Source organism: Kamptonema formosum PCC 10802 (assembly GCF_000332335.1).
Lineage (GTDB): Bacteria > Cyanobacteriota > Cyanobacteriia > Cyanobacteriales > Oscillatoriaceae > Oscillatoria.
In genome coordinates this window covers 5,605,720-5,631,144 of the sequence record NZ_KB235948.1, presented here as the reverse complement: position 1 = coordinate 5,631,144, position 25,425 = coordinate 5,605,720, and the positions used below count along the sequence as shown (strand labels likewise).

23 protein-coding genes and 2 tRNA genes are annotated in these 25,425 nt (G+C 55.2%); 11 read left to right on the top strand and 14 right to left on the bottom strand.

Features of this window, described 5'->3' with window-relative positions; genetic code table 11:
- Positions 1-90: 90 nt before the first annotated feature.
- On the bottom strand, positions 91-264 hold the full coding sequence (locus OSC10802_RS50950) for a hypothetical protein (RefSeq protein ID WP_017719460.1): 174 nt from the start codon (positions 262-264) through the stop codon (positions 91-93).
- A gap of 769 nt (positions 265-1,033) precedes the next feature.
- Between OSC10802_RS50950 and OSC10802_RS44790 the strand changes: the two genes are divergently transcribed.
- Positions 1,034-4,831, top strand: a complete 3,798-nt coding sequence (locus OSC10802_RS44790) for a putative Ig domain-containing protein (protein WP_017719459.1) — start codon at positions 1,034-1,036, stop codon at positions 4,829-4,831.
- A gap of 24 nt (positions 4,832-4,855) precedes the next feature.
- Here OSC10802_RS44790 and OSC10802_RS0124735 read toward each other — a convergent pair whose 3' ends face one another.
- The 4 genes from OSC10802_RS0124735 to murA form a co-directional block, all read right to left on the bottom strand.
- A complete protein-coding gene (locus OSC10802_RS0124735) occupies positions 4,856-5,089 on the bottom strand; it encodes a hypothetical protein (protein WP_017719458.1) in 234 nt (77 codons plus the stop codon).
- A 123-nt stretch (positions 5,090-5,212) separates the two neighbouring features.
- Positions 5,213-5,294, bottom strand: a tRNA-Leu gene (locus OSC10802_RS0124730).
- Complete coding sequence (locus OSC10802_RS46615; protein WP_026098771.1) at positions 5,273-6,148, bottom strand: M48 family metallopeptidase; 876 nt, start codon at positions 6,146-6,148, stop codon at positions 5,273-5,275. Before OSC10802_RS46615 ends, OSC10802_RS0124730 begins: the two co-directional genes overlap by 22 nt.
- A 36-nt stretch (positions 6,149-6,184) precedes the next feature.
- Positions 6,185-7,576 carry a UDP-N-acetylglucosamine 1-carboxyvinyltransferase gene (gene murA, locus OSC10802_RS41670; RefSeq protein WP_044170193.1) on the bottom strand — a complete coding sequence of 464 codons (1,392 nt, stop codon included), beginning with the start codon at positions 7,574-7,576 and terminating at the stop codon, positions 6,185-6,187.
- Positions 7,577-7,788: 212 nt separating this feature from the next.
- Here murA and OSC10802_RS0124710 point away from each other — a divergent pair.
- A tRNA-Leu gene (locus OSC10802_RS0124710) sits at positions 7,789-7,872 on the top strand.
- A 234-nt stretch (positions 7,873-8,106) separates the two neighbouring features.
- Positions 8,107-8,892 (top strand): TrmH family RNA methyltransferase, encoded by a 786-nt coding sequence (locus tag OSC10802_RS0124705; RefSeq protein WP_017719455.1) that lies wholly within the window; start codon positions 8,107-8,109, stop codon positions 8,890-8,892.
- On the opposite strand, the gene OSC10802_RS0124700 is transcribed toward OSC10802_RS0124705, so the two are convergent.
- Positions 8,882-9,139: a hypothetical protein gene (locus OSC10802_RS0124700; RefSeq protein ID WP_017719454.1), complete on the bottom strand. Its 258-nt coding sequence runs from the start codon at positions 9,137-9,139 to the stop codon at positions 8,882-8,884. The two genes, OSC10802_RS0124705 and OSC10802_RS0124700, sit on opposite strands and share 11 nt — an antisense overlap.
- 1,111 nt (positions 9,140-10,250) lie before the next feature.
- Here OSC10802_RS0124700 and lpdA point away from each other — a divergent pair.
- From lpdA to OSC10802_RS0124665, 4 genes are all read left to right on the top strand, one after another.
- A complete protein-coding gene (gene lpdA, locus OSC10802_RS0124685) occupies positions 10,251-11,684 on the top strand; it encodes a dihydrolipoyl dehydrogenase (RefSeq protein ID WP_017719451.1) in 1,434 nt (477 codons plus the stop codon).
- Between the two features lie 172 nt (positions 11,685-11,856).
- The gene (gene trpC / locus OSC10802_RS0124680; RefSeq protein ID WP_026098769.1) at positions 11,857-12,753 is read left to right on the top strand and encodes an indole-3-glycerol phosphate synthase TrpC; all 897 of its coding nucleotides are present in this window, start codon (positions 11,857-11,859) and stop codon (positions 12,751-12,753) included.
- 293 nt (positions 12,754-13,046) lie between these two features.
- Positions 13,047-13,328: a DUF5340 domain-containing protein gene (locus tag OSC10802_RS0124670; RefSeq protein WP_017719448.1), complete on the top strand. Its 282-nt coding sequence runs from the start codon at positions 13,047-13,049 to the stop codon at positions 13,326-13,328.
- Between the two features lie 106 nt (positions 13,329-13,434).
- Complete coding sequence (locus OSC10802_RS0124665) at positions 13,435-14,589, top strand: pyridoxal-phosphate-dependent aminotransferase family protein (protein WP_017719447.1); 1,155 nt, start codon at positions 13,435-13,437, stop codon at positions 14,587-14,589.
- Between the two features lie 626 nt (positions 14,590-15,215).
- Here the strand turns inward: OSC10802_RS0124665 and OSC10802_RS0124650 are convergent.
- The 5 genes from OSC10802_RS0124650 to OSC10802_RS0124630 all read right to left on the bottom strand — a co-directional run bounded on the left by OSC10802_RS0124650 (position 15,216) and on the right by OSC10802_RS0124630 (position 19,741).
- Entirely contained in the window at positions 15,216-15,545 is a 330-nt protein-coding gene (locus OSC10802_RS0124650; protein ID WP_017719444.1) for a hypothetical protein, read from the bottom strand.
- Positions 15,546-15,602: 57 nt separating this feature from the next.
- Complete coding sequence (locus OSC10802_RS0124645; RefSeq protein WP_044171500.1) at positions 15,603-15,794, bottom strand: DUF2949 domain-containing protein; 192 nt, start codon at positions 15,792-15,794, stop codon at positions 15,603-15,605.
- 820 nt (positions 15,795-16,614) lie between these two features.
- Positions 16,615-17,193, bottom strand: a complete 579-nt coding sequence (locus OSC10802_RS0124640; protein WP_232731749.1) for a DUF192 domain-containing protein — start codon at positions 17,191-17,193, stop codon at positions 16,615-16,617.
- 78 nt (positions 17,194-17,271) lie between these two features.
- Positions 17,272-17,967, bottom strand: coding sequence for a response regulator transcription factor NblR (nblR, locus tag OSC10802_RS0124635; RefSeq protein WP_017719441.1), 696 nt, complete (start codon positions 17,965-17,967; stop codon positions 17,272-17,274).
- 856 nt (positions 17,968-18,823) lie between these two features.
- On the bottom strand, positions 18,824-19,741 hold the full coding sequence (locus OSC10802_RS0124630; protein ID WP_017719440.1) for an NAD(+) kinase: 918 nt from the start codon (positions 19,739-19,741) through the stop codon (positions 18,824-18,826).
- Between the two features lie 27 nt (positions 19,742-19,768).
- Between OSC10802_RS0124630 and OSC10802_RS55830 the strand changes: the two genes are divergently transcribed.
- Positions 19,769-19,900: a hypothetical protein gene (locus tag OSC10802_RS55830; protein ID WP_255349169.1), complete on the top strand. Its 132-nt coding sequence runs from the start codon at positions 19,769-19,771 to the stop codon at positions 19,898-19,900.
- Positions 19,901-20,062: 162 nt separating this feature from the next.
- On the opposite strand, the gene OSC10802_RS0124625 is transcribed toward OSC10802_RS55830, so the two are convergent.
- Positions 20,063-21,034 (bottom strand): SDR family oxidoreductase, encoded by a 972-nt coding sequence (locus tag OSC10802_RS0124625; protein WP_017719439.1) that lies wholly within the window; start codon positions 21,032-21,034, stop codon positions 20,063-20,065.
- A 295-nt stretch (positions 21,035-21,329) separates the two neighbouring features.
- Here OSC10802_RS0124625 and OSC10802_RS0124620 point away from each other — a divergent pair, with 295 nt between their 5' ends.
- Positions 21,330-21,740, top strand: coding sequence for an ArsR/SmtB family transcription factor (locus OSC10802_RS0124620; RefSeq protein WP_017719438.1), 411 nt, complete (start codon positions 21,330-21,332; stop codon positions 21,738-21,740).
- 178 nt (positions 21,741-21,918) lie between these two features.
- On the opposite strand, the gene petM is transcribed toward OSC10802_RS0124620, so the two are convergent.
- Positions 21,919-22,023 (bottom strand): cytochrome b6-f complex subunit PetM, encoded by a 105-nt coding sequence (gene petM / locus OSC10802_RS0124615; RefSeq protein ID WP_017719437.1) that lies wholly within the window; start codon positions 22,021-22,023, stop codon positions 21,919-21,921.
- A gap of 268 nt (positions 22,024-22,291) precedes the next feature.
- Here petM and pdxA point away from each other — a divergent pair, with 268 nt between their 5' ends.
- Together pdxA and OSC10802_RS0124605 are read left to right on the top strand one after the other, a co-directional pair.
- The gene (gene pdxA, locus OSC10802_RS0124610; protein WP_017719436.1) at positions 22,292-23,362 is read left to right on the top strand and encodes a 4-hydroxythreonine-4-phosphate dehydrogenase PdxA; all 1,071 of its coding nucleotides are present in this window, start codon (positions 22,292-22,294) and stop codon (positions 23,360-23,362) included.
- A 60-nt stretch (positions 23,363-23,422) separates the two neighbouring features.
- Positions 23,423-23,647 carry a DUF4327 family protein gene (locus OSC10802_RS0124605; RefSeq protein ID WP_017719435.1) on the top strand — a complete coding sequence of 75 codons (225 nt, stop codon included), beginning with the start codon at positions 23,423-23,425 and terminating at the stop codon, positions 23,645-23,647.
- 364 nt (positions 23,648-24,011) lie between these two features.
- Here OSC10802_RS0124605 and OSC10802_RS0124600 read toward each other — a convergent pair whose 3' ends face one another.
- Positions 24,012-24,368, bottom strand: a complete 357-nt coding sequence (locus OSC10802_RS0124600) for a hypothetical protein (protein ID WP_017719434.1) — start codon at positions 24,366-24,368, stop codon at positions 24,012-24,014.
- Positions 24,369-25,425 lie beyond the last annotated feature (1,057 nt).

Here is a 25,425-nt window from a genome sequence, read left to right as displayed (position 1 = left end):
TAGTCTCTGGTGGCATGGGTTGGGGGGATTTTAACAATATTTAAATAATCCGCGCCGGCTGGCTGCCGGTGCCGACACCCTCAGGGGGTTTCACCTTCCCGTTTGCAGTTGGGCTAAAGCCCCAGCCGTTTGCAGTTGGCCTAAAGCCCCAGCCGTTTGCAGTTGGGCTAAAGCCCCAGCCGTTTGCAATTGGGCTAAAGCCCCAGCCGTTTGCAGTTGGGCTAAAGCCCCAGCCGTTTGCAGTTGGGCTAAAGCCCCACCCATTTGCAGTTGGGCTAAAGCCCCACAGTTTGTAGTTGGGCTTTAGCCTATGATTGATTGATCTTCTAATCAACCGCCAAGGACGCCAAAGAGGCCAAGGACGTCAAGAAGCTTCCTCTGGGTGTCCCTTCGGCGGTCGATCATTAAGCTGAGTGGCTAGGGGGCGATTGCCCCTGCCGGTTGGCCCTCCACCGCCCGGAGACGCCGCCTTCAGTCGCCACAACTTTAAGGTATTTTCCGGGAATCACGCACCGGCACTCATTTTTGTGCGATTTCTTCGGACTCGCTTATCTCATATAGAGCCGGTGGGGCGAGCCGCAAACATAAGAGTGAGAGCGGCTCCGCCCCCGCCCTCCGGCACAATTTCACACTCCTGTGAGAAAACCAGGAAAATTTTTCCGCACACCCCTTGACAGCGCCGCTCAGCCTGGATAAGATAGTCTCATCGGCAAGACTCACGCAAATGATAAATCGAGTCAGCTGTGAGATAGCCTCAAACCGCTGCTCCAAGTCCTCAGACCGCTTGGCGTCGTTGGCGCAAAGCGTCGCCAAACCAGAACAGTGATGAAAACTGGGGAACCCTACCCCCCAACCCCTTCCCCCGCTTGCGGGGAGGGGGGGGAAGAGAGGATGTCAAACCGGCATTGCGAGCACCGGCGCTGCACTTAGATTCGCCCCTGCGGAACTGAGAGCCGGTGGATCTGGAACCAGCGCTCGCCGGTGAGCCCTACCGCCGCGCCACCGCACTGTACAAATCACCCACACTAATCTTATGCCAGCCAGTAACTTACCCCCCAACACAGACCCGATTCTTTACAGCAACAAGAACTTAAACCTGGATGAAGGCAATAACGCCACCATTCCTAACAGCCTCCTCAGAACAGAAGATGCTGACGGCGATGCGATTACTTACACCCTGACGGCTTTGCCGGCGCACGGCACCCTCAAGCTCAACGGTACTGCGCTCAACTTGAGTGGCAACAAAACTTTCACTCAAGCTGACATTGACAGTAACCGGCTCACCTACACCCACGACGGCACCAAAAGCACCAGCGACAGCTTTAGCTTCACCGCCACTGATGGCAAGGGGGGCAACATTAGCCCCACCACCTTTAACATTACCGTCAGTCCATACAACCACGCACCCACCGATATTACTCTCAGCAAGAACAGCATCGCCGAAAACAGCCCCACCGGCACGGTTATTGCCGACCTGTCTGCTATTGACCTCAACAAAGCAGACACCCACACCTACAAACTCTACGATACCGTTGGCGGGCGCTTCACGATTGACGGCAACAAGCTAAAAGTTGCCAATGGCAGCCTGTTCGACTTTGAGACACTCAGCAGTTACAATATCTTCCTGCAAGCCACGGATAGCGGGACTCCCAACAAAATCAGTTCGTGGAAACCCTTTACAATTACCCTCACTAATGTTAATGAAGCGCCAACAGTAGCCAATGCCATCTCTAACCAAACCACAACCGCCGGTTCTGCTTTCAGCTACCAGTTAGCCAGCAACACTTTCACTGATGTGGATGCCGGTGACACCCTCACCTATTCGGCAACTCTGGCGAACGGTTCTCCTCTACCCAGCTGGTTGAGCTTTAACTCCGCAACCGGCACCTTCACCGGCACACCCACCAACAGCAACGCCGGCAATCTCAGCCTCCAAGTCCGCGCCACCGACAAAGCCGGTGCTAGCGCCAGCACTCCCTTTAACCTGACAGTCAACCCCGGAGTAAATTACGCGCCCACTGACATTACTCTCAGCAAGAACAGCATTGCCGAAAACAGCCCCACCGGCACGGTTATTGGCAACCTGTCTGCTATTGATCCCGACTCAAACGACAGCCACACTTACACTCTGCTCAATAACGCCGGCGGACGCTTCAGTATTGACGGGAACAAGCTAAAAGTTGCCAATGGCAGCTTATTGAACTTTGAAAGTGCCACCAGCCATACTATTCGGGTGAGAACCACCGATATTGGCGGCAAGACTTTTGAAAAAGACTTGACACTTGGCGTCACGAATGTTAATGAAGCGCCAACTGTTAGCAGCGCCATTCCGACGCAAACCACAGGTTTTGGGAACGCCTTCAGCTACCAGTTAGCCAGCAACACTTTTACTGATGTGGATGCCGGTGACACCCTCACCTATTCGGCAACTCTGGCGAATGGTTCTCCTCTCCCCAGCTGGTTGAGCTTTAACCCCGCAACCCGCACCTTCTCCGGCACACCGACAGTTGCCAATGCCAATGCCGGCAATCTCAGCCTGAAAGTTTCCGCCACCGACAAAGCCGGTGCTAGCGCCAGCACTCCCTTTAACCTGGGAGTCATAAATCACGCGCCGGTGCTGAAGAATCCCCTCTTTTTGCAGGGCGTTCAGTGGACAAAAAATTATCACTTAAAGAAGAGCGGCAAGTTTACTTTTGCTAGCAACACTTTCACTGACTCCGATCCAGGTGACAGCCTGACATACACGGCTAATTGGGTTCATGGGTTCAATTGGAATTGGCAAAATGTTAGTGGGTGGACAAACTCACCTGTTTTGCTCTCTGCGGCTCAAAAAACCCCCCTGCCCAACACAATCCAGTTCGACTCCGCAACCCGCACTTTCACTATCTCTCCGGCGCTGCGAGGTGATATCTGGATTGAGGTAAAAGCAATAGACAAAGCTGGCGCTACAGCTAAGGACTTATTCCATATCTATAACGTTGGCCGGGGCCTAGGTATTGACAACTACATCTCTGGCGGCACCGCCTTCTTCGACGCCAACAAGAATGGGGTGCAGGATGCCGGTGAACCTTTTGCCACTACCACTGAAAACGGCGAATTTGATATCGATATCAACTTCGATACCTTCGACACCAATCAGAATGGCTCCCTCGACCCAGAAGAAGGCCGCATTGTAGTCACCGGCGGCACAGATGTAGCCACCGGCTTGCCCCTAGCAACCCCTATAACAGCCCTACCCGATTCCTTTGTCGTCACCATGTTAACCAGCGTGGTGGCAGACTTAGTTGACCGGGGCTTAACCCCAGATGAAGCGCAGACAAAGCTAAAATCCGCACTCTCACTGCCGGCTGATCTTGACCTCGCCATTCTAGATCCCGTCGCCGCGACGAACAGCAATGAACCGGGTGGCGCTCAAGTCTTCTCGGCGATGATTAAAGCGCAAAACACCGTCACCCAAATTGTCAGTTTACTAGACGGCGCATCCTCAGCTTCTGTGAGTCAGCTGACTCAAGCAGCAGTCGGAGCAATTGCCACTCAAATTCAGACAGATCAGCCCCTGGATTTAAGCGGCGCTGCAACCTTAGACAAACTGATTCGGGAGGCGGCTACTAAAGCGCAACAGATTGACCCCAATCTCAACCTGCAGGCGGTGTTGAGCGCTGCCACCCAAGCCGCCCAAATCATGGCGGAAAGCAATCAAAGCATCGACAAAGCCGCAGCCAACAATACTGGCAGCAATATTACCAAAGAAGTAGCCCGCGCACAAGTCATCACCCTCGGTGAAATCACCAAAGACCTGCAAGAAGTCACAGCGGGAACGAAGACAATTGAGCAAGCCGTTGCGGAAAACACCGGCGCAGCTTTAGACAGCCAAATTCTCGCCGCTAAACCGGCTGCCGGACAAACCTTGACCGGCACTGCCGAAAATGATACACTCTATGGCAGCGCCCGAAACGACAGCATCGATGGCGGTGCCGGCAGCGACACCATAATCGGCCTTTTTGACAGCGACACAATCACCGGCGGGCGCGGAAACGACGTATTTGTCATCCGGCGGGGAGACGGCGCTGATATTATTACAGATTTTGCCGGTGTGGGAAGGGGCGGCAATCCCAGTCAAGCCACTATAGCCGCTGCCGATATCTTGCAATTTGATGGTGCCGGTTTAACCGCCAGCAACATGCTCCTGACTCAAAACGGTGCCGACTTGACTGTCTCATTCGAGGGAGTTCCCGACACCTCTGTCACCCTGAAAAACTTTGCTCTAGAAAACCTGGATAACATACTCAAATCCACGGGATCTGATGCAGATTTGGGGAATATCTTGTTTGACGGAGAAACCGAAAATCAAGATGGCTTCGATGTCATCAATTCTGAACTGCCATTCAACCGCACCATTTACCAGGAAAACACCACCACTTTCCTCAACGACCTGAATAATTTCACTCACGGATTCGATAACTCCAGCGATACTATCAACGGTCAGGGCGGGAATGACACCCTTTCCGGACTCAGTGGAGATGACGTCTTGCGCGGAGGTGCCGGTGATGACTTGCTCAACAGCGGACTGGGCAACGATACCCTCATTGGTGGCAGCGGGCGCGACCTTTTTTCATTAGGAAAAAACAACGGCAGTGAAACCATCACCGACTTTGAAGATGGCACAGATTTGATGGCATTGCGCAAAGGTTTCCAATTCTCTGAACTGTCCATTACCTCTGGGAGCACCGGCACGAATATCTGTCTGGCGAGTACCGGCGAAGTGTTAATGTTCCTCCAGGGCGTGGAATCCAACCTGATTGGCGCTCAGGATTTCACGCCGGTGTGGTAGGGCATTCTTGTGAGTCTGGCTTTCCTAGCCAGCTCCCACGCCCGCCTCACAAGAGGTGCCGGCTGCCGGCAAACAAAAAGGGAAGAGAACCGGTGTCCTCTTCCCTCCTTGATTTTTGCTTTGGGTTTCCCCTTTCAGCTTGTTCCGCATCATCTGCTGCTGCTTCTTGAGCTGTCGCGCTCGTGCGGAGCCACCTTTACCCTTGGAGTTCCGCCCCTCACGGCGAGGCGACTCCCAGTTTTTCAGTCGTTGAGCCATTGTCCTTAACCTCATCTAATCAAACGGCACAGGCGAGACGCCTGTGCTACGCCTTTCTCTCTTGCTCCCCCTCTCCCCTTGTGGGAGAGGGGGTTGGAGGTTGGGGTTCCCCCTTTTCAGGAGTGGGCGGGAAGAGAATCGAACTCTTATGCCTCTCGGCGTCAGATTTTGAGTCTGATGCGTCTACCAGTTTCGCCACCCGCCCTTGGGTTCACTCTTCTCATTATACACAACTTTTCGATTTTGCAACAGGGATTCATAATCTTTGCTGCTCGCCCAGCGATCTATTTCTCTGGCCCGCAGCACCGGCAGCGGGTGAGTCAGGCCAGCTGTCTGGGCCTGCTTCAGCAGTTGGCCCAGCTGGCTGGTGCCGGTTTGATCGTAAGCGCGAGCTTGAGCCAGAAAAGCCTCAGCATTCAGCTGCGGAGCCAGAGTTGGGGAACCGCCGGCAAGCTTCATCAGCAGAGAGATCGTCACCTTCGGGTCTTGCGTGGCCAGCAGAGCCGCCCGGTCGCAAGTAAATTCCGCACAGCGCAACCATTCCATCAGTTGAGCTTGCAGGCTTTGGGCGATAAAACCGCCCCAGGACGGCAGCTGGCCCGCTGCCAGCACCATCAAGTTGGCCAGCGTCAGGTAAACCCCGTGGTCGCACTTCAGGTGGCCAAGCTCGTGAGCGATCACCGCCTGAATCTCTGCCGGTGTCAGCAGCTCGATCAGAGAAGTGTGCAGGACAATAAAAGGTTGCCGCCCCCGCATGGCAAACGTATAGGCATTGGGAACCGGATGCTGGCGCACATAAAGCTGGGGCGGCTCAATATCCAGAATTTTGCCAGCTTCCAGCAGCAGGTGGTGGAGATGGGGCAGCTGCTGTTCGCTGACGAGAACACTAGAGGCAATATTCTCCAGGTAAAAAAACTGCTCACCCAGTGGGCCCAGCAGGTTGCGCACCAACAGGTCTAAACCGGGCAGCTGCTTGAGAGCGTTAGTCGCTTCCAAGTCAAGCGGATGGCGGAAGTGGTCTGCTTTCAGACCGATCAGCGGTGTCTTAAAAAAGTCCATGCCGGTGCGTTCAACCAGGTAAACAGTTCCACTCCTCTAGTTTAATGCCGATTGGGCCGGCTCGCCTGCCGGTGGGGCGCTCGGCTTCTCAGCATCAGCCTCAGCATCAGCCTCAGCCGGCACCCGCTGCAAGCGAGCGCCCAGTTGCTGCAGCTTAACCTCCAGCTTCTCGTACCCCCGATCCAAGTGCTGCAATCCTTGGATAGTCGTTTTGCCTTCTGCCCCCAGTCCAGCGATAACCAAAGCCGCAGAAGCCCGCAGATCCGTACCCACCACCGGCGCACCTGACAGCAGAGGCACCCCGCGCACAATTGCCAGATTGCCATTGACGCGAATGTCCGCCCCCATGCGATTCAACTCCGCCACATGGCGCAGACGATTTTCAAACACCGTCTCTGTAATGGTGCTGTCCCCCTCGCACAGCGTCAGCAGGGACATGAATTGCGCCTGCATGTCCGTGGGAAAACCCGGATAGGGCAGCGTCTTAATATCAGTTGCTTTCTGGTGCAGTTCTGGAATAATCCGCAGCATCCCAGGCTCGTCCGAGACAATTGTGGCCCCGATATCCCGCAACTTAGAGATTACAGGAGTCAGGTGTTCCGGCACCACCGGCGACAGGCTGATTTCCGAACGGGTAATCGCCCCCGCCACCAAAAATGTCCCCGCTTCTATCCGGTCGGGAATAATACTGTAATCTGTCGAGTGCAAGCTCCGCACCCCAGAAATCACAATCGTCCCAGTCCCCGCACCGTGAATTGAGGCCCCCATCGACCGGCAGAAATTGGCCAGATCCGCCACTTCAGGCTCTTGAGCGGCATTTTCCAGGATCGTTTCTCCCTCTGCCAGAGTCGCCGCCATCATCAAAGTTTCTGTCGCCCCGACACTGGGGTAGTCCAGGTAAATTTTGGCTCCCCGCAACCTCCGCGAAGGCCCGCTGACGCAGGCATTCACCATCCCGTGCTCTATTTGGACATCAGCTCCCATCGCCTGCAAGCCCCGGACGTGGATCTCAACAGGTCTGGCACCGATAGCGCAGCCTCCCGGCAGCGGTATGCTGGCCACTCCCAGCCGCGCCAGTATGGGCCCAATGGCGAAGAAACTCGCCCGCAGCTGGCTCACCAAATCGTAGGGGGCTTGTGAGTGGCCGATGTCAGCCGCATTGATGTCCATCATGTCCCCGTGCCGCTCTAACTTCACCCCTAGGGCGGAGAGAATTTCCGCCATGCGAGCCACATCTGCCAGATCCGGAACATTGCGCAGGCGGCAGTCCTCGGGGCACAGCAAAGCGCCGGCCATCACCACCAAGGCAGCGTTTTTGGCCCCGCTAATCCGCACATGGCCTTGCAGGGGAGACCGGCCCCAGATTTGAAGCACGGACTTGTCTGCGGGAGAAGCGTGATTATCTGTTATACTAAGTGAGGAAGAAATGGCCGTACCCTCCGGAATCGATGGATAAGCTGTGATTTCACAGTTGGTTCCGATTTTACCGGAAACATGTCATATGTCCAGGGGACAGCCCAAAAAAGTTGCCGGTCCCCTACCTCCCCCCCCCCCCCTAAAAAAAATTTTTGCTCAGGGGGTTGACAAATACAATTTCCTGCTGCATCATAAGAAATTGTCAGGTGGTTAACACCACAGACGCGGAACTGGCGGAATTGGCAGACGCGCTAGATTCAGGTTCTAGTGTTCGCAAGGACTTCCGGGTTCAAGTCCCGGGTTCCGCATAACAAGGCCAGTAAGGGCGGATTCGCCCAAGATATCTCCCGACAGCAAAAGAGGTTGCCGTAGGGCAGGCGTCTCGCCTGCCCTTGAACCATTAAAATATTGCATATTTAATTTGCACAATAATTTCATGGCCGAGTTTACAGGATGGCTGGTAAATCATTCCTAGATGCCCTGTCCCTTATGGCGGAGAAGCAGATTAAACGCCTAACAGCTTATTGATAAACCCCTAACCGATGCTGACCAGCCTTCAAAATCCTCTGGTAAAGCTTTTCCGCAAGTTGCACGCCTCCAAAGGGCGGCGCGAGCAGCAGCTGTTTCTCTTGGAAGGGACGCACCTGCTTGAGGAAGCTTGCGCGGTCAGCTATCCGCTGGAAACGGTTTGCTGCACGCCCAAGTGGGCGGAGGCCCACCGGCAGCTGTGGGAGCTGGCGCAACAGCGGGCGAGCCGGTGGGAGCTGGTAAGCCCTGAGGTCTTAGAAGCAATGGCCACCACGGTTCACCCGGACGGGGTGGTAGCAGCGGCGTCACAGCGGGAAGCTGAGTTTCAGGTGCCGCAAACGGGTCTGGCACTGGCCTTGGAAACGGTGCAAGACCCCGGCAATCTCGGCACGATTATCCGCACTGCCGCCGCCGCCGGCGCGAGCGGTTTGTGCCTGAGCGATGACAGCGCCGATCCAGAAGGGCCCAAAGTGCTGCGAGCGTCCGCAGGAGCCTGGTTCCGGCTGCCGGTGGCGGTGAGTCCAGATTTGAGCGCTGAGGTGCGCCGCTGCCAGGAGCAAGGCGTCGGGGTGGTGGCCACCAGTGGCAGCGCCGCACTCACTTACTGGGAAGTGGACTACCGGCAGCCGACCCTAATTTTGCTGGGCAACGAAGGTGCCGGTCTGTCAGCGGATTTACTAGCCCTAGCCGACCGGCAGGTGCGAATTCCCCTGAGTGCCGGTGTGGAATCTTTGAATGTGGCGATAGCGGCGGCGGCAATCCTCTACGAAGCTCAGCGCCAAGCGCGTTTCAGTCCTTAGGTTCTGTGGGCAACCGATTCCGCTCTTGGAAAAATTCCTCAATGTCAGCCGCTGCTTGTTCCAAATCCGCAAATGTGAACCGCGCCGGTCTCCCTCTCTGAGGCTTGCTTTGACTGCCCATCCCAGACTGCTCCTGAGATTTAGCCTGCTGCCGGTCGCCCAATTGCAAATTGTCCTGCAACTTGTCTAACGACTCGAAAAAAGACCGTGCGGCGTCGCGACGCAACTCTCGCTGATAGTTATCCATAATAGTTGACTCCTGAATTGAGGACGAAAAACCCAGACTGTCCGCCCTGACAAGTGATTGAGAGACTGACCGCCAGTTTTTTGAAATAATAATAGATGTCGCCAGTCATGGTGCGATTTGATAAAAATCATAATCCTGCGCTGAGCCGGTTTTCTTGCGTGGATCTACTGGAATTCATGTGAGGCACACCTGCGCGTTTGTAACGAACCGCCACAGGACGCGCGGCAAGAAAGCGCGAATCCTTCCGGCATACGGCTTCCTTACTTTCTTAGAGGGCCAAGAGAATAGAGGGGGGGGAAGTCCTTTCAGAGGTCAGTTTTTGAGCGGTTGTCTGTCGATAATCTCCATCACTATATAGAGACACGACTCGGCGTTCTCCGAGCTCCATCGTTCGAGCTCGGAGGTCCATCGTTCGAGCTCGGAGGTCCATCGTTCGAGCTCCGAGGTCCATCAGTCGAGCTCGGAGGTCCATCAGTCGAACCCCCCATCTCTTTCTCCCCTTCCCCGCTTGGGGGGAGGGGGTAGGCTTCCAGAGGCCAGTTTTTTTTCTGTGTTGGGCGTGCAACTCCCGTTACTCATCCATGTTAGATCTGCACTTTTGTTTCGGTTTCCCGTAATTTATCATGCGGTAAACCGAACATACAGCCAGTGACAGCTGAGTCGGAATGGTGAAATCCCCCTTCTGCTGGCATTTCGGAAGAGGGGTGACCGCTGTCTGCAGCCGGTAGCCCCTATGCTTCGGTTTCCCGTAATTTATCATGCGGTAAACCGAACATACCGCCAGTGGCAGCTGATTCGGAATGGTGAAATCCCCCTTCTGCTGGCATTTCGGGAGAGGGGTGACGGCTGTCTGCCGCACTGCCGCACTTTTTATTCGGTTTTCCGTAAGTTATCATGCGGTAAACCGAACATCCCGCAGTGGGAGCTGAGTCGGAATGGTGTTATCCCCCAACGGAGAAGCCTCAAAATACCCCATATCTAAAAAACCCACCCCCGAAAGCAGGGGGTAGGCTGGGGTCAAGGCCGGTTATTCGCTCCTTCCCGGAAGGAGTTGTCCGATCGCCCCAGTCCAGTTCAAAATAAGTAGGGCGACGCGCACCAGGAGAGGAATGTGAGCCAAGGATTTGATTATGATTTGCTGATTGTGGGAGCAGGTGTGGGCGGACATGGGGCTGCCATACACGCGGTCAGCTGCGGATTGAAAGTGGCCATTGTGGAAGCGGCTGAGATGGGCGGCACCTGTATCAATCGGGGCTGCATTCCCTCAAAAGCCCTGCTGTCCGCTGCCGGTCGCGTTCGGGAATTGCGCGACGCCCACCACCTGAAGACGCTGGGCATTCAGTTGCAGGGTGTCGGTTTCGACCGGCAAGCGATAGCCAATCACGCCGCTAACATCGTCAGCAAGATTCGCGGCGACATGACCAACAGCCTCAAACGCCTGGGAATTGATAGTATCCAAGGCTGGGGCAAGCTGGCAGGTCCGCAAAAAGTGACGGTCAGTACAGACAGGGGCGAGAAAACTGTCACGGCAAAAGATATCATACTCGCCCCCGGTTCGGTGCCGTGGGTGCCGGCTGGCATTGAAATTGACGGCAAAACCGTGTTTACCAGCGACGACGCCCTGAAGCTGGAATCGCTCCCGTCGTGGATCGCTATTATTGGCAGCGGCTATATCGGCTTGGAGTTTGCGGACATCTATACGGCACTGGGCTGCGAAATCACCATGATTGAAGCCCTCGACCAGCTGATGCCCACGTTTGACCCGGACATCGCCAAGCAGGCGCAGCGGGTGCTGATTGCGCCCCGGGACATCGAAACTCGCGCCGGCTTGCTGGCGGCGAAAGTAACCCCCGGATCGCCGGTGCTGATCGAACTCGCCGATACGAAAACGAAGGAAGTTGTGGAAGTCCTGGAAGTGGACGCCTGCTTGGTGGCCACGGGCCGGATTCCAGCTACGAAAAACTTGGGTTTGGAGAGTGCCGGTGCGGAAACAGACCGGCGCGGGTTTATTCCGGTGGACGACCGCATGGCGGTGCTGGCCGGCGGGGAGCCGGTGGCCAATTTGTGGGCCATTGGCGACGCCACCGGCAAGATGATGCTGGCGCACGCGGCGTCCGCCCAAGGCATCACCGCTGTGGAGAATATCTGCGGGCGTCAGCGCACGGTGGACTATCGCAGCATCCCAGCGGCGGCTTTCACCCACCCGGAAATTAGCTTTGTGGGCCTGACGGAACCGGCAGCCCAGGAACTGGGCAAAGCCGAGGGCTTTCAGGTGGCAGCGGTGCGGACGTATTTTAAGGGCAACTCCAAAGCGATTGCGGAGGGAGAAACGGAAGGTCTGGCCAAGGTGATTTACCGGCAGGATACGGGCGAAGTCCTCGGCGTCCACATCCTGGGCCTGCACGCGGCTGATTTGATTCAGGAAGCAGCGAATGCTATCGCTTACCGGCAGTCTGTCCGCGACTTGGCGTTTTTGGTGCACACCCACCCGACACTTTCGGAAGTTCTCGACGAAGCTTATAAACGAGCGGTCGCAACCCATTAAAATTGGATGCGTGGATGCGTGGATTTTCGATTTTGGATTGGGCAGGGGGCATGGCGCATGGCGCATAGGAAAGATGATTCGCCATGCCCAATGGCCAATGTCCAATGCCGAAACCCCGATGTCCCATCGCCCACTGCCCCATCGCCCACTGCCCAATGCCCCATTCCGCACTATGCAAATCCGTCGCCGTCCGCCTTCCCCAGCTGTTGCCGTCGAATCCCTGCGCTATCAGGTGAAGCTGCCTGATTCTGAACCGAAGCATATCCTAGAGGAAATTGTCTGGCACAAGGAGACTGAAGTGGCCCAGATGCGGGAGCGCCTGTCTCTGCCAGAGTTGCAGCGCCAAGTCGCCGGCGCACCGGCACCCCGCGACTTTTTGGGCGCTCTGCGCCAGGGGAAACCCTCACCGGCTATTATTGCTGAAGTGAAGAAGGCGTCTCCGAGTAAGGGGGTGATCCGTCCGGATTTTGACCCGGTGGCGATAGCTTTGGCGTACAGCAAGGGCGGCGCTAGCTGCATATCTGTGCTGACGGATGAAAAGTTCTTTCAAGGCAGCTTTGAGAATTTGGCGTCTGTCCGCGCTGCAGTGGACCTGCCGGTGCTGTGCAAGGATTTCTTGATTTATCCTTACCAGATTTATCTCGCCCGCGCCCGGGGCGCTGATGCGGTTCTGCTGATTGCGGCGATCCTGCCGGACAGAGACATACAATATTTTGTGAAAATTGTCAAGGGGTTGGGGATGGTTCCTCTGATTGAGGTGCACACGATAGAGGAACTGGATCGGGTGTTGGGGATCGAGGGCGTGACCTTGGTGGGGATTAACAATCGCAACCTGGAAGATTTTTCAGTGGACCTGCAAACAACTGTGGGGCTGCTCTTGGCGCGAGGCGACCGGCTGCGGGAGCGGGGTATCCTGGTAGTGAGCGAGTCAGGGCTGCACAGCAGGGATGACCTGAGTTTGGTTGCCGGTGCGGGTGCGGGTGCGGTGCTCGTCGGCGAGTCTCTGGTGAAACAGCCAGATATTGCCGGTGCGGTGGCGCAGCTGTGTGCCGGTGAGGCCAAACCCTAATTTTGTAAAGGCTTTGGGCAAGGGGGAAATTTGGGAAGAGCGGCGGTGATAAAATAGCGTTAGCCAGTGACGCCTTTTGGGGAGCCCTTGAAAGTAGAGACGCGACATGTCTCGTATCCACGCATCCAAATTTTTACGCGCGGCTGCTAATCTGTTTACTTGGGAAGCGGTCCGCCCCGCCCCGCTTTCTCCTCGCCGCCAAAAGAAAGCAGCTTGATTAATGCTGAATGAAAAATTAAAACATCATTCATCGTTATTCGGAAAGGCGGGATTGTCCCAGCGGGAGTAGATAAATGGAGTTTGTTCCTCTTCCTTCTCATGTGCACTACGAGCTGTTACTCCAGCTGTTAGAGCGCCAGACGATGTTGGCTGTGGGGCAAAAGTCGCCTCAGCGGGAGCAGGTACGCCAGCTGATTATTACCCTCCGCAAAGCTATCGCTCAGCAGAAACAGCTGGAAGAAAGCTGCGAGCGAGCGAATTTGGCCATCGAATACCGGTGGTCTGTGAATGATTACAGGGTTGAGCCGGCAGCCGTTTCGGATTTTCCGATCGTGCGCCCGCACCCACCAGTCTAGGGCGAGGGAAAAAGGAAGAAGGGAAAAAATACGGGCCTTGGAAAGGGGCCGCTACTGGGGCGTCAGCGCCTCTAAAAATAGATTTTTCAGACAGTAGGACGAATTCATGGACGACAAGCTGATGCTGATGATTCCTGGCCCGACGCCGGTGCCAGAGCAGGCATTACTCGCCCTGGCAAAACACCCGATGGGCCACAGGAGCGGCGAGTTTAGCAAAATTATGGCAGAGGTGACTCAAAACCTCAAGTGGCTGCACCAAACCCAAAACGACGTGCTGATTTTGACCGCCAGCGGCACCGGCGCGATGGAAGCGGGAATTATCAATTTTCTCAGTCCGGGCGACCGGGTTCTGGTGGCGAGCAACGGCAAGTTTGGCGAGCGCTGGGCCGAAGTGAGCTTGGCTTACGGCCTCAATGTGGACGAGGTGAAAGCTGAGTGGGGGAAAGCTCTCGATCCAGACCAGATTGGCGAAAAACTGCAAGCGGATACGGAAAAACAAATTAAAGCGGTGATTGTCACCCACTCGGAGACGTCCACCGGCGTCCTCAATGACCTGGAAGCGATTAACCGGCACGTTAAAGCGCACGGGGAAGCGCTAATTATGGTGGACACGGTGACCAGTTTGGGCGCAGTCAGCGTGCCGGTGGATGAGTGGGGTCTGGATGTGGTGGCGTCTGGCTCGCAGAAAGGCTATATGATCCCTCCCGGACTGGGTTTTGTGGCTGTCAGCCCCAAAGCTTGGGAGGCTTATAAAACGGCGAAACTGCCCCGCTATTATTTGGATTTGGGCAAGTACCGCAAAGATGCGGCGAAAAATACGACTCCGTTTACGCCGCCGGTGAATATGTTTTTTGCCCTGCAAGCTACCCTGGGGATGATGCAAAAAGAGGGGCTGGACAATATTTTTGCCCGGCACCGGCGCTTGATGCTGGCCACCCGCGCGGCGGTTAAGGCTCTCGGTCTGCCGCTGTTCGCACCGGATGAGGCCGCCAGTCCGGCGATTACTGCTGTGGCACCGGCACAGGTGGATGCGGAAAAGGTGCGTTCTGTGCTCAAAAAGCGGTTTGATATCGCTATGGCCGGCGGGCAAGATCACCTGAAAGGCAAAATCTTCCGCATTGGCCACCTGGGCTTTGTCAGCGACCGGGATATTCTGGCGGCGATTTCCGCTTTGGAAGTGGCCCTGCGCGAACTGGGCTGCGACACCTTCACCCCGGGTGCCGGTGTGGCTGCTGCTGCCAGCGTTTTTGTCGGGTCTTAGGGAATTTGAGATCGGGGCTGCCGGGGGCGAGCGCCTGCCGGCAGTCCGCCCTTGCTCTCACAGGACAGGCGTTCCATCGGACGAGCGTGTTCATTACTGAGCTGTCCATTGCTATATTAATATAAATCAAAAATCTAAAATCACCAACTGCGGGCTGATTGCCAGACCCGCTTTTTTTAGCCTATTTGTCAAGGAAATGCCGGTGGGTAATTTTGGCCGGCTGGCCGCAAGGTGGGTTCCGCTTTTCGCCCCCACTCCTGGAATGTTTCAGAGTGCCGGACGCACCCGTTCCTCGCGGTGCGGCAGAGATAAACCCATTAGAAACAATTAACCGGGCGTCAGAGCGAGTTGAGAAAATATAGCGGTTTTCATCCTTTGTGAGGGAATGAGAAACCCGGTTTCTTTAAGAAACCGGGTTTCTGGCATGTACTTCATCCAACTGAAAACCGATATAATTGTTAAGGCAGATCCGGGGCCAGAAACCGGCACTCTTGCTCCAGTTGTAGGGGCGGGTTCAGCCAATATCTCTGTGAGAATCCAAGATTCTTTGTCAACCCGCCCCTAGATCCGGCGGACCGCCACAAGAAACCCGGTTTCTTGTGACTTCACTTTTTTTTATAAATGACCTATACTATAAGCCTATATTTAGCCGGCTCTGCCGGCATGCAGGCGGTCAGCTGAAAGCGGGACATCCCATTTTTCATCCGCGCTCCTTCTGGCTGCGGGTGAGGGGGGGAGCAGACCTGGATTTTCCCAGCTGTTGGGGCTGAAGCGATCAGCCGGCGCAGCTTACAGCTTTCCCTCGGAGGTTTGGCTCGCCCTGCGCGCCCCTGCGGAATTTCCTTTGGCGTCAGCCTTACCGCAGGGTGGGGTCCGACTTCCGGCACAAAATTGAGATTGGATCGGAAAATCTCTTGTTTTTGCTGGAGTGACTTTGGATTAAATCCGCCACTCATCCCAATCTCAAAGTTCGGGATGAGTGTTGCCCGGCGGAGTTTCGCCCGCCTGGAATCCTAGGCGGTTTCGAGCCAGTCATAGATTCGCTCCAATTGTTCAATCGTTATCAAGCCATACTGCCAGAGAATCATCGGCAGCGGTCCTGGATCTTGCTCACGACGCCGCAGAGCGATTTGGATAGAAGACGCCGAAATAGCCAAATCTTCTTGCAGAAAGCGAATGAATTGAGAATAAGTTGCGGGTGCCATTGAGACTTTCACCTCCTTCATTAAACCTGATTTTCTTACATAAACAGAACCTTCATTAGCAGTAGGTAGCCAGTCTGTTATCTGTCTATACACAAGGGCGGGTGGCAATCCGCCCAGTTGTGGGACAGAGAGGTTCCTATCTCCAACACCTGCCGCTAGGCGACAAAGGAGCTGGCGATTGCGCGCGCCATTCGAGTGGCAGTGCGGCTAAAAACCCAGGCAGCGTGCAGCCGCCGGCTCTAAAGCGCCTGACTCAGAACATCAGGCTCTGCCATTTCCCACACCAGTAGATTTACAGTTCGTTAGATCGGAACCCAACTAGCGCCTCAGCTGTTCCACTGAAACTTTAATCAGCCATATCCGGCCAACTTGACCGAACCGATTTTGCGCGACTCCGTATCTACCCTAAGGGGTATTTCGGCGGGATTTCACTCCTCTGTCACTCTCACACCACAAAAAATTCAGCTTGAGTGTCCCAACCCTTCCGAGTCACGCTTTTCACTTCAAGAGCCGCGCAAGGGCGTTGAGGGGAACCCCCAACTCAAGCGCCGGCTGTAGCTCCAACTCCCTACCGCCTTGGGCGCAAGCGTACTCTAACCGTACCTTGTTTTCCCCACCAGAGGGCCAAGATTGTCTGGAAATTTTGAGAATTTTTGAAGAAGCCTTATATAAAATTTACTTCTCCTAAGACAAACAGACTAGCAAATCCTGACAGCCGTGTGAGGAGTCAATCGGTATACATTTTAAATCATTTCTATAACCATTCCCCGAGTGATAGAGGGGGCTCTTGCGGTGCGGTCTGGGGGAGAGCGGCAGATCCCTATCTCCCGTCTTCGGCACCTTTGCTGTCAGCGTCTAAAAACTCGACGGCAATGCGGTCGCCGACCTTGAGGCCCAGTTCAGCGGCTCGCCCGCCCCGCAGTTCAATCACGCTGTCGATAGCCGCTGCCGCCGGCCCGTAGGCAGAGCACGGCGTTTCCTCGCACGGAGGAACATTGGCGGCGATCTCTTTGACTTCCCCATTCCTCAGAAAGATCATATCCAACTTAATGGGAACGTTCTTCATCCAGAAGGCGACCTGGCGCGGCGGGTCAAAGGGAAACAGCATGCCCCGGTCATCCGCCAGGGATGTCCGGTACATCAAGCCTGTGGCCTGCTGTTCGGGTGTCGTGGCCACTTCCAGCTGAATCACCTGGCCAGCTATGGTGGCTTTCGCTGAAATGGGCAGCTGCTGTCCCCTAGACGGGAACATCTGCGCCGCTGGTGCTGGACTTGGAGGCGCGCCGACACCTCCTGGCCCAGAGAGAGCCGGTGCCGGTGGCGAACAGCCAGTCAACCACATACTGAGCAATATTGCCAACCAAGTGTCACAATCATTCATATCGATATTAGACTTCATATTTTAGATTTTGGATTTCCGGGCTGCCGAAAATATCTCCGGCCACGAGAACACCAGGAAAATCCCCCGCACACCCCGCTAGGATTCCCGCAAAACGTAACCTACGCCCCGGACTGTCTGAATCAGGCGCTTTTGGCCGTCATCTTCCAGTTTCAGGCGCAAATAGCGGATATACACTTCTATGACGTTCGACTCTCCCATGAAGTCGTAACCCCAAACATTTTCCAGAATCTGTTCGCGGGTCAGCACTTCCCGGGGGTGCTCCATTAAGAAACGTAACAGCTCAAATTCCTTCATCGTCAGCTCAATCACCCGTCCGTTGCGCAGGGCTCTGCGGTTGGACAAATCGAGTGCCAGGTCGCCAAAGCGCAACTGCTCCGCACCACCGTCATCCGGCTTGAGGTAGAGGCGCACCAGCTTCAAAAACTCTTCGCTGCGATAGGGCTTGAGAAAGTAATCATCCGCCCCCGCCTCCAAGCAAGCCACTCGATCTTCGACTGTATCGCGGGCCATTAATATCACCACCGGCACCCGATTGCCGGCGCTCCTGAGCTGGCTGCACACAGACAGCCCCGAGTCTCCCGCCAGCATCCGATCTACGACTATCAGAGCCGGCTGCAGTTCCCGGGCTTTCTGGAGGCCGGTGGTGGCGTCATACGCCACAACTGGGTCATAGCCCGCTTCTTTCAAATCCAGACTGACGTGTTGCGCCAGCACTTCGTCCGTTTCAATCACCAGCAGGCAAGGACTGCGCTCAACGGTGACGTGACTCATAGAGATGGGCCAAGTTGAGTATAAATACTGTGACGGTTTTGTCTTTTATCTGTTGTAGCATCTTCTCGACCAGTTGCGCAGCACTGCCGGCTCCTGTCACCAAGACCATGCGGCTGAATGGTGAAGAATTGTTAACAGCACCCCGCCAGAGACTTGCCGGCCTGTGTCTCTCTCAGCTACTTTTGAGGTGCTCCCCTCCCGTTCTGGATTCCTCTTGTGAAAAATTTACAGGTTGAATTGCGCCTCAGTCCCGGGGGTTAGGGGTTGGGGTTTAAGGTCGGGTGTGGGGAGTCGGGCATTCAGTGAAGTGCGGATTTTTTTATCCGGTGACGCCGGCAATGCCCTGTGATGACTGCTTGCAAATCGGTTTCCAGGCTTCTCTCTGGTTAACAGCCAGGAAATAAGGGGCCGGCTTTCTCCCTGAGATATAGCGCGTTAATAACCTTCGCGTAAATTTCAGAACCCCGGTTTCTTTAAGAAACCGGGGTTCTGGGCTAACTCAAGTTGCTAGTTCCAAACCGCAAGTTTTTCGCTCCCCCCAGACGGATCGGTCGTGCCGCACCAACGGAGACTAGAGAAGGGGGCTTTTCTAGTCTGCAGGAGGGGTTAGAAGGGCTGAAAGCCAGAATTTTTTCTAAGTAGTAACTTGGGTTAATACTGACTTTGAAAACTAAGTATTAGACGCAATTCCTAGCTGGCTAGATTGTTCCCTGAACCCGATAGTTTATTAAAATTAATATACAACCGGATACGATATCATTTTATCGATCGCAGGGTAAATTTGAGGGGTTTCTCGCCTTTTGGGGGCAGTTGGGAAGCTGCCCCGCTACAGCAAAGCTGAAAGCCGGAAACGGTGTTAGGGCAGCTCGACAGAGGTGGGTTTGGCGATGTGGGGCAGACCCCAGCCCAATTTTTCGCGCAACAGGTGGAAAAACTCAGGGGGTTGCAGGCGAATGAAGCGGGCGGGGTAAGGGGAGCGCTGCACGCGCACCCGATCGTCTGGCAGGACGTAGCAGCCGGCGTTGCCATCCACCACCATGACCAGCCGGTCGGGATTGGCGGGAAAAATGGTCACCGGCTCGGTGTTGGCAAACACGAGGGCGCGGGAGGCCAGGGAGTGGGGGCAAATGGGCAGCAGCTGCAACACCGGCACCCCGGGGGTGATCACCGGCCCGCCGGCAGACAGCCCATAGCCTGTCGAGCCGGTGGGCGTGGATACGATGATGCCGTCGGCGGCAATATCCACCGGCGCGTGCCTGCCCACTTCGATTTCAAAGTGGCACATGCAGGTGAGCGGTTCCCGGTGCAGCACCATTTCATTGAGACACAGCGCTTCCCACTGCGCCACACCGTCGCGGACCTGCTGCACTGAGAGCATTGTCCGCTCTTCAATGGCGTACTCGCCGGCGAGCACTTTTTCCATCGCTTGCGGCAGGTTGTTGATATAGACTTCCGTCAGGAAACCCATGTGGCCGGTATTGACGGTTAGCAGCGGAACGCCACAGGGGGCTACTTGGCGAAAGGCCGACAGCACTGTGCCATCTCCCCCCAACACCACGGCAAAAGCCATCTCGCTGTCGAAACCGGGAGGGACCAGGTGGTCGATGGGTGTGTGGCAGACTGGCTTATCCGGGCTGGAATAGCCCAGAATCCCTCCGGCACCGGTGGTCACACACACTTCCCAACCGCAGGAAGTTAGCTTGTCCTGCCATTCTTCGGCAATTCGACAAGCTACGGGTTTAACGTCGTTGTAGATAATGCCAGCTTTGGGCACGAGTCTGGGTTAGAGTTGAGATGTTGCTTGAATTCGGAATCTGGTTGCCACCCACGGCTGCCGGTGCGCCGGGGGCCAATGGAACTGATCGCCGCTACTGCTGGCTGCGCCGGCTCTCCGTCAGAGAGCGTTCAGCCCCTCCAGCAAGTTGTTGGCTGAGTTGGTTAGGTTTATCCTGCCACATTTTGACGGCGCTTGCTAGGCACACCCCAAACCGGCAACCCTCTCCTTCCAGGAAATGCAGCCACTGCTGCCGAGGGGCCTTGTGGCTGTCACCGGCGCGGCTATATGCCAATAAACCTCTCGGAAGTGAGACTAATATTAAAAAGGAACTTTTCTTTTTGACTCCTTCTTGAGCTTAGCTTGCTCGTAATTCAGCTCTTTCAACTTTTTCAAAATCCGGCTGTAGTATTCTTGAAAATACTCTTCGAGGGTGGTGGTTTCTCTGGGGTCTAGCTGGAAGACGCTGTAGACCTCATCCATCTCAGCCGTTAGGGGTTTGCCGGTGGCGAGCACTTCGGCAAAGGCCAGCCGGTCAGCCACATTCCAGCCCCACTGAAAAAACATCGTGGCTTTGCGGACGGTACGCAGCAGGTTGAGCGGGAGGCGGGTGACTTTTGGCTGCTGCCCAGACAGTCGCTGGCACAGAGCGATAATTTCATCGGCACTCCAAGCGCGAGTCCCCACAACGGGAAAAGCTTTCTTTTCGGTTTCTGGAACGGAAAGGGCGCGGATGGCAAATTTGGCAATGTCCTGGGTGTCCATATAGGCGACCGGCGCGGATTCGCCTGTTACCCAAACCGCCTGATTCTCCAATATGGGAATGGCGTACTGGCCAATCAGCCCCTGCATGAAGCCGCAAAGCTGCAGGGTGGTGTAGTTCAAGCCGGATTCCGCCAGGAAAAGCTCGGTGCAGCACTTAATCTCCATCAGCGGGACGTGACGGTATTTCTCGGCGTCGAGAATCGAAAAGAATATGTAGCGCTCGACTCCGGCGGCTTTGGCTGCTTGAATCAGTGCCACTTTTCCGTCCCAGTCCACTTGTTTGACGCTCAGGGAGTCCGTGGGGCGGGCAGTTGCCGCATCGATGACAGCAGTAACACCGGCAAGGGCCGGTGGCAGACTTTCGGGGTCGCACAGGTCTCCCCGCACCAGTTCAGCGCCCCATTCTTTGAGAAAGGCTGCTTTCTTAGGACTGCGGACTAAACAGCGTACTTGGTGCCCTTCATCCAAGGCACGACGGGCGACCTGTCTGCCTAATGTGCCGGTGGCACCGACAACCAATAAACTCATGCCGGATTATTAGGAATCTTAAAAGTTCTCTTAAATGCTATCAGACCTTTTCTCATTTTGACACAAAACTTAACAAAAAGCGGACAGGGGTGTGGGGCATGGGGCATGGGGCAGTGGGCATGGGGCAGTGGGCATGGGGCAGTGGGCGTGGGGCACTGGGCACGCTCGCATTGGGCACGCTCGCATTGGGCATATAACCCCTATGCCCTATGCCCTATGCCCTATGCCCTGACAGCTGAGACGTGTTAAAGCTAAGGTAAAGTTAAGAGTCGGCTGCAATATTCCCAAGCTTGTTATGTCCAACCCGCTTTACGCTGAAACTGAAAGTGCTTCTGTGCCGGTAGCAGATGACCTCGGCTGCGAGGTGGCGCATCCCGTGGATCTGAGCAGCGTGCGTCTTTTGCACCGGGACATTCTCAGCTCGGAAAAAGCGCAGCGGATGGCAGAATTTTTCAGTTTGCTGGGCGATGCCAACCGTTTGCGCATCGTGTCTGCCTTGGCGGTGCGAGAGCTGTGCGTCTGCGACTTGGCGGCGGCGGTGAAAATGAGTGAGTCTGCTGTTTCCCACCAGCTGCGTCTGTTGCGGGCGATGCGCCTGGTGAGCTATCGCAAGCAGGGGCGGAATGTTTTCTACTGTTTGAAAGATGGCCACGTCCTCAACCTTTACCGGGAGGTGGCGGAGCACTTGGATGAGCCGGCGGAGTGAGCGAGCCCCGTTCGCAGTTGGGCTAATGCCCAAAAGTTCGCAGTTGGGCTAATGCCCCAAGGTTCGCAGTTGGGCTAATGCCCCAAGGTTCGTAGTTGGGCTAATGCCCAAAAGTTCGTAGTTGGGCTAATGCCCAAAAGTTTGCAGTGGGGCATTAGCCCCACCGGCACCGGGCGGGCTATTCTTCGCCGCCTTGCAGTTTCAGCAATCCGTAACCGAGGACTATCCCAACCAGGATCAGGCTAAAAGACAGAAATGCCGTGGTGAAAATCTCGCCGCTCATTTTCTTAACGCTCCTTTACAATCACTTTAAGGTCAGCTGGGATTTTGCAGTCCCCTTTACGCGATTTATTCTAACCCTGTTGTGGCACTTGAAGAACGCCGGCACTGAGTGAGGGGGATTTTTGCCCGGGAAGCCGGCCCGCCGGATTCGAGAGTTTAGGTTTTAGATGGCGGGGAGGGGAAACCTGGTATAATCCAAAATAGGATTGGGTTTCAGCTTAACGCCACTCAATTAATAACTTACACTAATCAATCGGATAATCAAGAATATGCGTCCGAAGCTCGCTGTAACTCTGGGCGATCCTGCGGGGATTGGGCCAGAGGTGGTTCTGAAGGCTTTGGCCGATCCAGCAGTCACCGGCACCTGTGAGGTGACGGTGGTGGGGAGTCGGGCTGTGCTGGAGCGGACCTATGCCCAGCTGCACCGGCAGCTTTTGGATCGGGGTGTGGGGGCGACTGTGCTGGCCAACCCGGAGGGGCTGGACATTTTGGAGGCGGGTGCCGGTGAGGCGGGGATGGCCACCAGCACCGGCAGTGCTGCCAGTGGGGCGGCGAGCTTTGCTTATATGGAGGCGGCGATTGCCGGCACCCTTGCCGGTTCGTTCCAGGGGATTGTCACCGGCCCAATTTCCAAGGCGTGCTGGAAGGCAGCGGGCCACGAGTACCCGGGCCAGACGGAACTCCTGGCTGAGCGTGCCGGTGTGCGGCGATTTGGGATGCTGTTTGTGGCGCGTTCGCCCCACACCGGCTGGACTCTCCGCACTTTACTAGCTACCACACATATTCCACTCTGTCAAGTACCTGCGGCTCTGACGCCAGAATTGCTCGCCAGAAAGCTCGACTTGCTGGTGGAGTGCTTGCGGCAGGATTTTGGCATAGAAAAACCCCGGATTGCGATTGCGGGGTTGAATCCGCACAGCGGGGAAAATGGGCAGTTGGGAGTGGAGGAGAAAGATTGGCTGATTCCCTGGCTGCAAGAGGAGCGCGAGTGGTGGCCAGAATTGCAGTTAGATGGGCCGGTGCCTCCGGATACGATGTGGGTTAAACCGGCACAAGCGTGGTACAAATCGGGTGCCGGTGGTGGCGCTCACGACGCTTATTTGGCGATGTATCACGACCAGGGGTTGATACCTGTAAAGTTAATGGCTTTTGACCGCGCTGTCAATACCACTGTCGGGTTGCCGTTTGTCCGCACGTCTCCGGATCACGGGACGGCTTTTGATATTGCCGGCAGGGGGGTAGCGGATGATTCTAGCATGAAAGCTGCAATTCAGCTAGGGGCTGAGTTGGCTCACCAGAGAGCGGCGCTCAGGGGGGAAGTTTCGCCACCGGCAGGGTAAAAATTGTTACTTTTTTGTGTTAAGCTAGGCTTTGACTGAGCTTAATACAAAATTTTTCTTATGGTGCTCCAATCTCTCAAATACTCCCTGGATCTTATCCAAGAGGAGGCTCGCCGGCTGGTGCGCAGCCAAGCTGTCAGTCGCAAGCAACCGATTTACAATCTGTGCCGCTATATTCCCGCCCGTGAGTGGGCTGCGGTGGAGTCGGAGCTGGAACAAAACAATTTCTTGCTCAGAGATTGCATTGGCGATCTGATGGGCAGAGAGGATTGGGACGATGATTGATCTCTGTGGGGGGCGGGTTGACTAATACTCTTTGCTGTGGTATAAAGAGTTCGGGTTAGCCCGCCCCTACTGTAGGATGTTCGTGTGCTTCCGTAGAAGGCTTTGTTGCTAAGATCCTGGCGATTGAAACTCACTGCGACAAACGAAGTCCGCCTACCCTGCGGGAAGGGCTTCGCCCAACGCGGACTTTTGAAATTCTTGAAACCCGCGAAGGCGGGTTTTGTCTGTATAGCTGCGGTTTATAACCGCCAAGCCCCCCAGCTTTAAGCGATAGATCCCTGGCGATTGAAACTCACTGCGACAAACGAAGCCCGCCTGCGCGGGCTGGGGGAAGCGCTAACCCACCCTACAATGGAATTGGCAGTTATTGTTTGAGCTGTTCTGTGGGGTTTTGGGAGAGGAGTTGGAAGGTGAGAATTGGGGTGCCGGCGAGCAGGGCTAGGTAGAGGGCGAGTGCCGGCACGCCAGTCTTTTTCCGCTCACCGGCTCGCCGTTTCTCGGCGATGTCTTCTATTATCCACGACAGCAGCAGCCAGATGAGGCTCAACCACAAGCTCAGGTAAGGGTTGACCCAAAATCCTACAATGTTAAGGGCAAGACAATCGAATAGCTCCCAGATTCTCTTATATTTTTTGGGCAGTTGGCTTTGGTTTGTCAGCTCCCTTTGGGCTGATTGGGGATTCGGCAACTCTTGTTTGTGGGTTGGGCGCAAAACAGTCATCGGTTTTACCTCGCTTATTATTGTAAGCTCTCAAAGCTCTCTTATCTCTAGTAAGAGCGAGTAAACAAATAGCTGTCTATCACTTTTGCAGAGCGATATTTCAGGCTGGAATTGTCGGGAAGAGCAAAAAATAGGACTTGCTAGCTGGAGCGATGCAAAAATAGCTGAAGCGAGCGGGATATAGGGTTTAATTGCTGGAAATAGCGGGAAATAGCGCTAAATAATAAATGCTGCTTTTCCCCCACGCTCCAAAAAACATGCTATTGTGGAAACAGGTGAGGCGGTGAGCCAATTATACCTTTGTCTTTTTCCCCAGCTAGGGGTGACTCTTCCTATTCTGGGGGACAATGCTATGAAGCTGTTGGCGAATCGGTAGGTTCCTGGCGATTGGAAATCGCGGCTATACAAACAAAGCTCGCCTACGCGGGCTTTCAGAGTAGAGCGAGGCTCTCAAAATGTTGGGGGTTTTTTTCGAGAATCGGTAGGTTCCTGGCGATTGGAAATCGCGGCTATACAAACAAAGCCCGCCTACGCGGGCTTTCAGAGTAGAGCGAGGCTCTCAAAATGTTGGGGGTTTTTTTCGAGAATCGGTAGGTTCCTGGCGATTGGAAATCGCGGCTATACAAACAAAGCCCGCCTACGCGGGCTTTCAGAGTAGAGCGAGGCTCTCAAAATGTTGGGGTTTTTTTTCGAGAATCGGTAGGTTCCTGGCGATTGGAAATCGCGGCTATACAAACAAAGCCCGCCTACGCGGGCTTTCAGAGTAGAGCGAGGCTCTCAAAATGTTGGGTTTTTTTTTCAAAAATCGGTAGGTTCCTGGCAATTGAAAATCGCGGCTATACAAACAAAGCCCGCCTCCGCGGGCTTTCAAAGTAAAGCGAGGCTCTCAAAATGTTGGGGGTTTTTTTCGAGAATCGGTAGGTTCCTGGCGATTGGGAATCGCGGCTATACAAACAAAGCCCGCCTACGCGGGCTTTTATACTAGAGCGAGGCTCTCAAAATGTGGGGGTTTTTTTCGAGAATCGGTAGGTTCCTGGCGATTGGAAATCGCGGCTAT